9 protein-coding genes and 1 riboswitch are annotated in these 12,699 nt (G+C 45.8%); of the genes, 4 read left to right on the forward strand and 5 right to left on the reverse strand.

Annotation, left to right across the window (positions count from 1 at the left end):
• Nucleotides 1-9: 9 nt before the first annotated feature.
• Both BXO88_RS05635 and BXO88_RS05640 read right to left on the reverse strand, forming a co-directional pair.
• On the reverse strand, nt 10-1,305 hold the full coding sequence (locus BXO88_RS05635) for a bifunctional folylpolyglutamate synthase/dihydrofolate synthase (RefSeq protein WP_078036769.1): 1,296 nt from the start codon (nt 1,303-1,305) through the stop codon (nt 10-12).
• Between the two features lie 225 nt (nt 1,306-1,530).
• Nucleotides 1,531-2,121, reverse strand: coding sequence for a folate family ECF transporter S component (locus BXO88_RS05640; RefSeq protein ID WP_078036770.1), 591 nt, complete (start codon nt 2,119-2,121; stop codon nt 1,531-1,533).
• 55 nt (nt 2,122-2,176) lie between these two features.
• Nucleotides 2,177-2,277, reverse strand: a riboswitch (THF riboswitch).
• A 317-nt stretch (nt 2,278-2,594) separates the two neighbouring features.
• Here BXO88_RS05640 and BXO88_RS05645 point away from each other — a divergent pair.
• Entirely contained in the window at nt 2,595-3,593 is a 999-nt protein-coding gene (locus BXO88_RS05645) for a hypothetical protein (protein WP_078036771.1), read from the forward strand.
• Nucleotides 3,594-3,677: 84 nt separating this feature from the next.
• Here the strand turns inward: BXO88_RS05645 and BXO88_RS05650 are convergent, their stop codons facing one another.
• The gene (locus tag BXO88_RS05650; RefSeq protein ID WP_078036772.1) at nt 3,678-4,901 is read right to left on the reverse strand and encodes a DUF3810 domain-containing protein; all 1,224 of its coding nucleotides are present in this window, start codon (nt 4,899-4,901) and stop codon (nt 3,678-3,680) included.
• Nucleotides 4,902-5,139: 238 nt separating this feature from the next.
• On the opposite strand from BXO88_RS05650, the gene BXO88_RS05655 reads away from it, so the two are divergent.
• From BXO88_RS05655 to BXO88_RS05665, 3 genes are all read left to right on the forward strand, one after another.
• Nucleotides 5,140-6,513, forward strand: a complete 1,374-nt coding sequence (locus BXO88_RS05655; RefSeq protein ID WP_078036773.1) for a M14 family zinc carboxypeptidase — start codon at nt 5,140-5,142, stop codon at nt 6,511-6,513.
• Between the two features lie 123 nt (nt 6,514-6,636).
• Nucleotides 6,637-8,814 (forward strand): EAL domain-containing protein, encoded by a 2,178-nt coding sequence (locus tag BXO88_RS05660; RefSeq protein WP_078036774.1) that lies wholly within the window; start codon nt 6,637-6,639, stop codon nt 8,812-8,814.
• Nucleotides 8,815-8,942: 128 nt separating this feature from the next.
• Nucleotides 8,943-10,649: a glutamine--tRNA ligase/YqeY domain fusion protein gene (locus BXO88_RS05665; RefSeq protein WP_078036775.1), complete on the forward strand. Its 1,707-nt coding sequence runs from the start codon at nt 8,943-8,945 to the stop codon at nt 10,647-10,649.
• Nucleotides 10,650-10,868: 219 nt separating this feature from the next.
• On the opposite strand, the gene BXO88_RS05670 is transcribed toward BXO88_RS05665, so the two are convergent.
• Entirely contained in the window at nt 10,869-11,702 is an 834-nt protein-coding gene (locus BXO88_RS05670; RefSeq protein WP_078036776.1) for an ABC transporter ATP-binding protein, read from the reverse strand.
• A complete protein-coding gene (locus tag BXO88_RS05675; RefSeq protein WP_078036777.1) occupies nt 11,695-12,699 on the reverse strand; it encodes a FecCD family ABC transporter permease in 1,005 nt (334 codons plus the stop codon). The genes BXO88_RS05670 and BXO88_RS05675 overlap by 8 nt, the downstream gene beginning before the upstream one ends.

Below are 12,699 nucleotides of genomic sequence, written 5' to 3' on the forward strand. Positions count from 1 at the left end.
GATTAAAAATCAGACTATGCTGTTCATAACATGCTTCCTGATGTCCGCCACCTGATACAGTGAACCAAAGCAGATCACAGGAGTATTTGTTTCTTTTGCGTGTGCCAATGCCTTGTCCACGGCTTCTGTCACTGAACCAGCGGTGTCCACAGGACCGGAGAAGTAGGCTGCGATTTCTTTTTTCAGGACTTCCGGATCAAGACCACGGGCGCTGTAGGGGAGTTCTGTCACGAAGCTTTCCGCAAAGGGAGTGATGAGGCGGAGCATCTCGTGGTAGTCCTTATCCTTCATGACACCCATGACAAAACAGATCTTTTCATCCGGCAGAAATGTTCTGATGGAGTTGATAAGCGCCATGACACCGTCAGGATTATGGGCGCCGTCAACTATGAGAGCAGGATCTGTGGAGAGAAGCTCAAAGCGTCCAGGCCATTTGGCATTAAGAAGACCGGTGCGGACATCTTCATCAGAAATCATATAACCGCGGGCACGAAGACAGGAGATGATCTCTAAAACAGCAGCGGCATTTTCTGTCTGATATGCCCCAAGCAGCGGCAGTTTAATGTCTCTGAAATCCTTGTAATCAAAAACCTGACCGGACAGATCTCTTGAATAAACAGAAAGTGATGATGGGTCAGTGATGCAGAAATGTGAAGCTGTATATTCTGAATTAACGCTTCTGAATTTCTCAGTGATAACCTCAAGAACAGAAGGCTTCTGATGGAGTACAACTACATCAGAGCCTTTTTTTATTATCCCTGCCTTTTCTCTCGCGATAAGTTCTTCTGTATCTCCGAGAACCTCAGTATGATCGAGGCCGATGCTCATGATTGCGGCTGCAACTGGCGCGTCGATAACATTGGTGGCATCCAGCCTTCCGCCCATGCCAACCTCAAGCACTACGAAATCACAGTTCTGCTCTGCGAAATAGCAGAGGGAAAGAGCGGTTATCAGCTCAAAATCCGTAGGCTCTTCTTTCAATGTTGAAACTGCGGCGTTTATTTTTGCGGCGATTCTTCGGAGATCTTCGTCAGAGATATAAACACCATCTATAGATATGCGTTCGTTAAAAGCATCAAGATGGGGTGAAACATAAAGACCGGTTCTGTAGTCTGCGGCGGTAAGAACAGAAGCTGTCATAGAGCAGGCAGAGCCCTTTCCGTTTGTACCTGCTATATGTATAAATTTGAGATTCTTCTGAGGATCTCCGAGCACTTTCATCAGATCCTTCATCCGGTCGAGACCGATCTTTGCGTGTTTCCAGTCTGCGCCGTGAAAAAGTGCTATTGCTTCGTTCCAGTCCATTTTGATGCCTTTCGTGATAGAAATTAATTTGGTATTACCGTGAAAAAACTGACTTCCGGAGCCTTTGCCACGCGGAAGTCAGTTTTTTGATTTGTCATAAGCCTGTCAATCATACGAGATGCTCGCCACAAGAGAATTGTGAACCTGCCATACAACATTTGACAGGTAACGCAGGATCGTACAGGCTGATTTTTCTGACCTGACTATGATGATCCGGTCAAACGTTTATACTGCCAACAGACTTCTGATGTCGGCTCTCTTCAATATGCCCTGAAGTACGGAAATGATGATGATCTGTATCGGTGCTGTGACAGCTGCCTGCAGGGCTCTGGTGGAGAGAAGACCTGTAAAGCTTGAACCGTAAAGAACCGAGATCCAGAGAGTGTTCAACAGGAGACTGAAGATACACTGATTGATGAGAACCGCGATTACGATTCGGATAATCTGTGTCATGGTATTTCCGGTAAGAGTGGTTCCTTCAGTCTGATTCTGAGTGCTTCCGAAAGAAAATAAAGGAGCATTGTAATATTTCCTGTAGAGGGCAAAGCCGAAGACCAGTCCCATGAGGACCTGTGTCAATGTAAAGCCCGGGAAATATGAGCCCGTCGGAAATGCTATGGAACCGATGAAATCACCGAGCCCTCCGACTATTGCGGCTGCCACCGGGCCATAGAAGATGGCTGCGATGACCAGGGCGGTGAAACCGAGACCTATGCGGACGTTCCACGCATTAAATGAACAAAATCTTGTCAGTACGACCTGAAGAGCGACAAGAACTGAAAGGGTTACGATCATTCTCGTTGAGAACTTTGACATAATAAAACCTCCTTTGCAGTCCCTGACTACAAAGAAGGTTTAGCTCGTCCTTCACTGCAGCGGGATGCGACGACCGAACCGCACCTGAAAAAGGTTTCGTCCCTCCGACAAACTCCCCGTTCGGAAGGCACTATACGCTCGAGCGTCTACTCTGCTTAAAAATAAATTGTATTGTACAAGAAAAATCAGATAGGCAGTTCCATAAACCCGGAACAAATCGGATATCATAGGAGCGGTCACATCGATCCTTCTCAAGTAGAATGTATATCAAAACCTTCAGTCCGTAAAGTGGATATTTTGATAGCTTTCTGATAAGATATCACCTGATTATTAAACAAAAGTAACAAGTGAGTGATTTTAACAGGATAAAATTTTTTCGGGTTAAGATCCATTGGATACAGAGTGATTTTTGATAGATATAAAACAGAGAATATCAGACAGATATTCTTGGTGAAAATTGAGGCAGGACATATATGAGCGAAAAATTGAAAAATGAATTCAGAAATGAGAAAGAAAAACTCAGCAGGATGAGCTTCGGGCAGAAAGCTCAGTACATATTTGATTACTATAAATTCTATATTATCGCATTTGTGGTGGCAGTCTCACTTATCTATTATGTTGTGACCACATTCCTAAACAACAAACCTCTGGCGTTTTACTGCATGATGCTCAATGCTTCCGGCCCGGAGGTATCCATGAGTGAGGAAGAGCTTGAATCCCGGTTCGCGGCATTTGCGGAAGTGAACGATGGAAGCGAAAAGGTAGTCATCGACACCACGGCTTCCTTCAATCCCAATGTCAACAGCCAGTACTCCATGGCTCAGAATGCGAAGATCACTGCTCTTTTTGCATCTCATGATCTGGATGCCATGGTCATAGATCCGGGTGTTTTCACATATTATGGGCTGAATGGAGCATTCACTGACCTAAGAGAAGTTCTGAACGACGATGAGTTTGAGAAATACAGATCCGGGAACCGCATTTACTACATCGACGGAGCGATTCAGGAGAAGCTGAAAAATCTTGACGCGGATCAGACAGAAAGTGTTATGGCGGCAGAAAGCGGAGCTGAAGTTTCGGAGCCGAAAACCGGAGCCGATGCCGGAGCCATAAAAAACGGAGATAAGAGTCGTGAGACAGGAGATCCGGAAGCTGTAAATGATGTCGCCGGGGAAAATAGAAGCGACATAACAGCTGAGAGCAGCGATTCTTCAGAGGAGACTCTCGGTGAGATGGCGCAGTTCGCTGCAGAGCTCATGGGTGAACCGGATGTTGTTTCAAGAGAAGCTTTTACAGTTCCTGATCCTGAAAAGATGGAAGACCCGATTCCTGTAGGAATCATCGTCACAGATGCACCAAAGATAGCAGATGGCGGATTTTTCAGCAGGACAGTTCCGGTTTTCGGAGTTCCGGTCGTTTCGGAGAGGAAGGAGCTTTCGGTTAAATTCCTTCATTTTCTGGAAGAGAGATGATGCTGAGATCAAATTACTGATATGTATGAGAAAATATTATACAGCGGTCCGGGCACTGAGGATGCATATTGGGGAATTACATCCTCAGTAGCCCAGTGTCCCGTTTTCGTTATAGTAGACCACCATCAGGTCAACCACATGTCCGTAGCTTAGGACTCCGGTTGACTGTCCGTTGTACTTGAGATATGCGTCGTTCAGCTTTTCCTGAGTTTCCGCAATTTTTGTTTCATACCGGTCCCAGAATTCATTGTTGTACTGCATATCCTGACGGGTGTAGCTGTTTATCCGGCTGTAGAGTTCTACGAATTTTTCAGGATCTGCCTTTGCGAGAGCATTGCCCGCATAGACCCATGCGGAAACGTAACCTGAATAATTGAAATAAGCATCCTCTGAACCGATGGTCGCAAGTATGGCAATGAAATTCGCCTCTTCTTCCTGCATATAGCCGCGAAGATGTGACAGCTCATGGCATACGGTGAAGGGAATATCGTAATATGGTATGTCGCGATTGTAGTTTGCTTCAATTGTAAAAGGTGAGTACACACCTGTTACCTGCTGTATGCTAAGTATCCATGAATTTATAAGAGGCTTGGGGAAAGGGTAATGCCCCGAAAGTCTGGGGAATTTTGCACCGATCTTTTCCATTGCAGCCTGACCTGCCTTTCCGGTATTCCAAAGATAGGGCAGGGAAGGCTTTTTCGAGAACCGGTTTTCACCGAGAACAGCTCCATTGTACAGTCTGACAGGTAAAACAGTCGTATCAGAAGAGGTGTGTTCCGGAGAAACTTCGCCGGAGACATTGGACACGGAAAGTGCAGCTGAGTCATTACCGGAATATAGTGCGGATTCTGATCTGTTTATATTGTCTACCAGATATTCGCAAAGCTTCGTAAGAGTTTCCTCGTTGAGATCAGGTGAAACTGAACTTAATCCGGCTTCGGCAGAGAAGCTGGCTCTTCGGTAATTGATGCCACAGTTAAATACATAAAGCGTGAAAAGCAGTGACAGGATCAGAAACAGATGACCGATAAATACAGTCAGACGTCTTATTCCTGAAACGATCTGAAAAACAAGATCCACCGGGATAAAAACGAGCAATGCATACAGAAGTATCTCCACCAGCGAAAAGGGCAGAAGTCCTGTGATTCTGCTTATCAGAAGACTTCCGAAGCGGTAGATGGTGTGGGAATAGACATTGGCAAAAAAAGGAGTTCCTGCGGCGAGACAGCTTGCCGTGAGAGCCATGAGATCAAAAATAAGTGCGATGAAATATAGTTTATATTTTCTTATAAAAACCTTCAAATTCATGTCAATAACCAAATTTAAAAATAGGATATACTAAAGCCGTATTAATTCACCGACATTTTACTACATCGGGACAGACCGGTCAAAACACGTGGAAAGTGAATTGTAATTAAATTGTTCATTCACATGTCGGGAGTCATTGGATATAATGGCTCAGGTGTCAGGAGCCACACAGATGACTTTTCCTATTTTAGATTGGCTCGATACAGAGACACGCACGTCACATATTTAAGAGGTAGATATGAAACATAAAAGACTTTTTGCCATCGCTGCGGCAGCAGTGATCAGTACAAATATATGCATGAGCGCTCTGGCTGAGGAGAATTCAGTCAGCGTCATCGTAGCTTCCGAGCCTGCCAATGCTTCTGCAGGGGCAGATTCGCAGTCAGTTTCATCAGAGCAGATCGAGACTGCGGCTATAGTTGATTCAACCGAAACACAGGCGGCTTCCGAAACGACGACATCTCAGGTTTCGGTAAATACAGCTTCAACAGGAAGTGCGGTTAATGCCGCTTCAGAGTTTGGACCTTCAGTGGGAGGGGCTGTTAATGTTATGAATACAACTTCTGAATTCGGACCTATGGCAGGTGGTGCCGTGGTAACATCGGCGTCATCAGGCGCAGCAGCTGATTCATCTGACAGCGGATATGGAGAGACATTGCCGCTTCCTGCAGGCTACCATTTCAACAATGTGGCTACATATACTTATGAGAACATGGTGTCTGACTTAAGTGTACTCAAGGCAAACTATCCCGGTATGATGCTGGACAGCATCGCCACTACAGCGGATAACCGTGCCCTCTATCATGTTGTGGTTGGAAATCCTATGGCTAAGCACAAGGTTCTGGTTCATGCGGGAATACATGCCAGAGAGTACATCACCTGTCAGGTGGTGATGAGAGAGATAGCATCACTTCTGGAGATGCAGAAGCAGGGAACTGTCTATAGCGGATGCAATGTTGCGGATCTTCTTCAGAACACCTGTATCCATTTCGTTCCTATGGTGGATCCTGACGGTATCACTCTGGTACAGGGCGGTGTGGAAGCACTTCAGACCGACGGCGCGAAGATGTCCGTAATGAGCATTGCCCAGATGGACGGCGCTCAGGACATGGGAAATTATGTGCGCACATGGAAGAACAACATTAACGGTGTAAACCTGAACCGAAACTTTGATGCCAACTGGGAAGAGACCGCTTCAAAGGTCGATCATCCGTCTTCCATGAACTACAAGGGTTCTGCCGCGGAGTCAGAGGTGGAGTCAAAGGCATTGGCAGACCTCACCAGAGCTATCATGCCGAACAGAACCATAAGCTACCACACGCAGGGAAGAGTTATCTACTGGTATTTCGGAGACAGCGGTAACTACAAGAACGAGGGCTTCAATCTGGCTACCATCGTTCATAACAATACAAATTACAGCATTTCCAATTCCTGGGCTCCTAAGGATGCTGCGGGCTTCAAGGACTGGGCTGTTCAGAAGCTGGATATCCCTTCAGTTACCATCGAGTGCGGTCTCGGAACCTCACCTGTGGAAGAGGAGCAGATAAACAGGATCTGGGCTGAGAACGACGGTATCCTTCCGGATATAATGATCGATCTTTTGAATAAGTGATCTTGAGAGAAGGTCCGTGGACGATTTTTCGTCCCGGGCTTTCTTTTTTTGGTGTTTAGTATATAATCAAAGTAATTAGATTTGTGTTTTTCGGCTGTTTTTTGAACACATGTAGGTTGAGATATGAACAGTTTAGAGTTTGAAGAGTATATAGTTAACAACGTTGAAAAGGCCATCACAAATTCCTGGATCAAGATATTTTACCAGCCGATAATGCGCGTGAAAAGTGATAAACTTTCCGGTCTGGAAGCCCTCGCAAGGTGGGAGGATCCGGTGTATGGTCTGCTTATTCCTGATGATTTTCTGCCTGTTCTGGAGAAGCATGGGGTGGTGCACCATCTTGACAGCTTTGCAGTCATGGAAGTCTGCAAGCTCCTTCGTGAAAGACTCAATAATGATAAGGCTGTGGTGCCTATCTCCATAAATCTGTCTGAAAAGGATTTTGAATTATGCGACATTTTCGAGGTCGTTGATTCTATCGTAACCAAATATGAGATAACAAAGGAATTTATCAATGTAGAAGTAACAGAGTCTGCGTTTGCCAGAGACTCTGAGAAGCTGCGAGAGGGTATAGAGAAGTTCCGTGATGCAGGTTATCAGCTGTGGGTGGATGACTTCGGAAGCCGCTCTTCTTTGAATGTCCTGACGGACTATGATTTTTACGGTATCAAGATAGATGTGGATTTCATCCGTGAGTTCACGAAAAAGGCTGTGAGCATCATAAAGTCGGTCGCTTCCATGGCGAAGGGCATAGGCATCCAGACTCTGGCAGAAGGAGTCGAGACGGAAAAGGAGCTGGATTTCCTGAAGGCTATAGGATTCGAAAAGATTCAGGGCGATATCTTCGGTAAGCCGCTGCCGCTTTCACAGTGTATGGAAGAGCTGGAAAACAAGGGAGTAGTTATAGAGACTCCTAATGAAAGCGGCGTTTCAGGAGATTCATATTCCGGAGAAGTGGCTTATACGATTGAGCGTGATGAAGCAGCTGCTGAAAAGATAAGAAATCTCAATATGAAATGGAAGCAGCTCTACGACATTTATAACGGAGTTTATCTTCTGAATCTGGATGAGGATTCTTTTGAGGTTCTTTACGGAGTCGCTGAGAACGGGGAGGCCATAAAGGGAAGTATCAAAGGCATCACCAGTGATCATGCCGACAGGTTCGTTTTTGCCGAAGACAGTAAGCATTATCTCAAGTTCTTCGAGGCTGAGACCCTGGAACAGAAGATCAACGGGTCTGAGCGAGGTTTTATCAATGCTTACATCAGAACGAAGACCCCTCATGGCGACTACACCTGGAAGATATACCTGGCGCTGATGACGGCTCCGCAGCAGGCGCTTGTTTTCGTGCGTAATGCAGACTCAATCAAGGCCAATGCATGGTCCGAGTATTATCGTAATTATACCGATGCAGTAAGAGGAGATCTCGGTATGGAGCTTACCAAGGATCTTCTGTGGGATAACCTGAACAGGAACTCGAATCTGGGGATCTTCTGGAAGGATAAGCAGCGCCGCTTCGTTGGTGCGAACCAGAAGTTTATGGACTACTATGGATTCAAGACCCCTGCAGATTTCATCGGTAAGACTGATGAGGATATGGGCTGGCATATAGTGTCAGAGCCGTACAGGAAGGATGAGTACAGAGTCCTGAGAGAAGGTGCTGTTACGAGAAGAGTGCAGGGACACTGTATCGCCCATGGAAGTATCAGAGATATACTTGCCTCCAAGATGCCTGTTTATGACAACGGACGAATCATAGGACTGGTAGGATATTTTGAGGATATAACCGAGACAGAGCAGGACAGAGCGAGAAAGGTGGATCTTCAGGAAACCGATAATCTTACCGGTCTACTCAATATTCGCGGTATGATGACTGCCACTGCAACATACAAGGATGAATATGAGAGAAGGGGTACGGATTTCGTAGAGGTATTTTTCTCTCTGGATAATTTTGAGGAACTCAAGAACCTGCACGGTCACGCCTTCGGAGATGAGATTTTGTATGCCTGCGGCAAGAAGCTGGCGAACGGTTTCGGCACCACAGCTACACTTGTGCGTTATTCTGGAGATGATTTCATGGCATTCACGCAGTTCATGAATCCTAGGGAAGTGGATGCCTTTGCAGCAAAGGTAAGGAGACTCGTATCCGAGATCCACAACGTAAACGGATATAACTGTACGCTTTATCCGTCACTGGGAGTGGTAAAGTATTCAGAGATAAAGGATATAAACAAGATGCACGATATCGGACATATGCGTATGCAGGAAGAAAGAGAAATGCATAAACGAAATATGAGTTGATATATCTTGCGCTTATATCAGAAAAGTTGTAAAATCTAGGAAATTTACGATGAAATATTAAAGTATAACGCCAGATCGACTGAGCGGTTTGTTTCAGCGATCTGGCTTTAGTTTTGAGGAGGACTTATATGTCTGAGGAAATTAGAAACGAAAATGGAGAACTTGAGGCAAAGCCACAGGAATCCAAGCATTTTATCGAGCGAGAGATAGACAAGGATCTTGCAGAGGGCGTTTACGATCACGTGCAGACAAGATTCCCTCCGGAGCCTAACGGATATCTTCATATCGGTCATGCCAAGTCCATCATCCTGAATTCAGGACTTGCAAAGGAGTACGGCGGAAAGTTCAACCTTCGTTTTGACGATACAAATCCGATGAAGGAAAAGACAGAGTTCGTAGATGCCATAAAGAGAGATGTAGAGTGGCTCGGCGCAGAGTTCGAGAACAGAGTATACTTTGCATCAGATTACTTTGACATCATGTATGAGAAGGCAGAGCTTCTTATAAATAAGGGACTTGCTTTCGTTGATGATCTTACAGCAGAGCAGATCACAGAGTTCAGAGGTGATTTCACTACACCGGGTAAGGAGTCTCCTAACCGTAACAGAAGTATCGAAGAGAACCTTCAGCTTTTCCGCGACATGAAGGCAGGAAAGTATGAGGACGGAACTCTGACACTTCGTGCGAAGATCGATATGGCTTCTCCTAACCTCAACATGAGAGATCCGATCATCTACCGTGTAGCTCACATGCATCATCACAACACAGGTGACAAGTGGTGCATCTATCCTATGTATGATTTCGCACATCCTATCGAGGATGCTGTCGAGGGTATCACACATTCCATCTGTACTCTTGAGTTTGAGGATCACAGACCTCTCTATGACTGGGTAGTTCAGCATTGTGATTTTGAGAATCCTCCAAGACAGATCGAGTTCGCGAAGCTTTACCTCACAAACGTTGTAACAGGTAAGAGATATATCAAGAAACTGGTTGAGGACGGTGTAGTAGACGGATGGGACGATCCTCGTCTCGTAACTATCGCAGCCCTCAGAAGACGTGGATATACACCTGCATCTATCCGCATGTTTGTTGAGCTTTCAGGTATTTCGAAGGCAAATTCAAGCTCTGATTACTCACTTCTTGAGTACTGCATCAGAGAGGATCTGAAGCTTAAGGATAAGCGTATGATGGCTGTTATCGATCCTATCAAGCTCGTTATCGATAACTATCCGGAAGGTCAGACAGAGATGCTCACAGTTCCTAACAACCTTGAGAACGAGGAGCTGGGAAGCCGTGAGGTTCCTTTCTCCAGAGAGCTTTACATCGAGAGAGATGATTTCATGATCGAGCCTCCTAAGAAGTATAAGAGACTTTACGTAGGTAATGAGGTTCGTCTCATGTCTGCATATTTTGTAAAGGCTGAGTCCTATGAGACTGATGCTGATGGCAATGTTACTGTTGTTCATTGTACTTATGACCCTGAGACCAAGTCAGGTTCAGGATTTGAGGGACGTAAGGTAAAGGGAACCATTCATTGGGTCAATGCTCCTACCGCAGGTCAGGTGACAGTACGTCTCTATGAGCAGCTTATAGACGAAGAGAAGGGCAAGCTCAACGACGACGGAACACTGAACTTCAACCCTAACTCACTTACTACAGTTACGAACTGCATGGTTGAGCCTGAGCTTATGGATGTAAAGCCATATGACAGCTTCCAGTTTGTACGTAACGGTTTCTTCTGCGTGGACAGCAAGGATTCCACAGAGGGACATCCTGTATATAACAGAGTTGTAGGTCTGAAGTCTTCTTTCAAGCTTCCGACACAGAACTGATCTGAGGAAACACGGATATAATCATTATTTTCTCAGAGCCGCCGGCGGATGGCACGGATTTTCAAAGGAAATCTTGTCCGGCATAAGTATTAAACAAGAAAAATATCAATAGAAAAGGTGATCACCTCGATTTCAGAGGTGGTCACCTTTTTAGATGCTCGAAGCCAGACTGGTTTAAAATGATGAAACAGATGGCTTCATTGCATATGAAGTCTGTTTTTATACAGCTATATCTGTTGGCACATCACTGTGGAGAGGATCAGGATCCTTCCTGACAAGCTCCATGGGAACTATACCCTTGAAGTTTCTTCCGTGACAGTGAGCTTCTGTGATATAAGCCTCGACACCGAAGAAATCCCGGATGTTGTTTTCTGTGATAACATCAGGAGTATCCCCGAAAATATAGCTGTTTTTCCCGAGAAGCAGAGTTTTGTCCGCACATCTCAGTGCGTGGTCCGGATAATGGGTATTGATTATGATGGAAAGGTTGTTCCGAGAAAGAGCCTCTATGGTTTCCAGAACGATCATCTGATTTTTCATATCGAGACCGGTTTCCGGTTCGTCCATTATGAGGAGTTCGGGCTCCTTGATGAGAGCTCTGGCGATAAGCACCATCTGGAGCTGACCTCCGCTCAGGGTATTGCAGGACTGTTCTGCCAGATCGGATATGCCGAACTGCTCAAGAAGCCTATATGCTTTTTCGTAGTCGGACTTTGTTGGAGTCATTCCGATGCCTATATTCTGAGAAAGCCCCATGACAACCATATCGAGAGCGCTGTATCCGAATACGAGCTTTCTTGCCTGAGGGACATAGCTTATATAGTTCCACATTTCTCTTTCCTTCATTCGGGAGACGGGGATGTCCTGTATGGTTACATCACCATCTTTTAAAGTGAGAAAATGCATGAGACAGCGGAGCAGTGTGGTCTTTCCTGCGCCGTTTGGTCCAAGTATGGCGAGAGTTGAGCCCTTCGGTACATCGAAGGAGAGATCTTCAAAAAGCATGGGACCATGTTTTTTATAGGAAAAACTGATATTTCTGGCTTTAAGCATTCCAGGCACCTCCTGTTCTGCGGAGCATAAGTGCGAAAATAGGAGCTCCGACCAGTGCTGTAAGTATGGAAAGCGGAATTTCCGCTGCAGTGAGACTCCGGGCGCAGGTGTCTATGATGATCATGTAGGTGGCGCCTGTCAGTATGCTCAAGGGCAGGAGCTGCCTGTGATCATTGCCAGCCAGCATACGTGTGAGATGTGGTATGGCAAGTCCGACGAAGGAAATGACTCCGCACATGGACACCACTGTGGCGGCTATAACTGTGGTTGCGATAACTACCAGAAGTCTCGTTTGTTTCAGGTTTATACCAAGTGACTTAGCTTCATCCTCTGAAAGGGAGATGACATTGAGCCTCCATCGTATGAGCCACAGAAGAAGCACTGCAGTGCCGATGAGAGGGAGGGCATAGAGCACATTGGACATGGATGAGCCTGCCATGCTTCCCATGAGCCAGTATGTGATGGATGGAAGCTTCTGCTCGGGGTCGGCTATATACTTTATGAAGGATGTCAATGCTTCAAAAACCGATCCTACGATGATGCCTGAAAGGACCAGCATCAGAGTGCTGTTTGTGTCCTTTTTTCTGCTGATGATGTAGGTGAGGCACATTCCTACGAAGCCGAATATCATGGAGAAGGTCTCCACATAGGCGAAGTGGGAGAACAGCAGTATACCTAAAGCTGCGCCGAAACCGGCACTATAGGAGACACCCAGAACGTGGGTGCTCACCAGAGGGTTGCCGAACATGGCCTGCAGAGCAACACCGGATACTGAAAGTCCGGCACCTGTGATGAAGGCAATGATGACTCTCGGGATGCGGACACCCCACATGAGAGTTTTCAGCATGGGGTCATTTTCCCTTCCGGAAATAAGATATATGATGACATCTCCTGCGGATATGGTGTATCTTCCGATGCACAAAGCTGCAATTATCACTATAAGTGTGATAATTGCAGCCATACAGAAGATAAGCCTAAAACGTTTATCTCTGTTCAT

This window comes from Oribacterium sp. C9, assembly GCF_002007235.1.
In the GTDB taxonomy this organism is placed as follows: domain Bacteria; phylum Bacillota; class Clostridia; order Lachnospirales; family Lachnospiraceae; genus Oribacterium.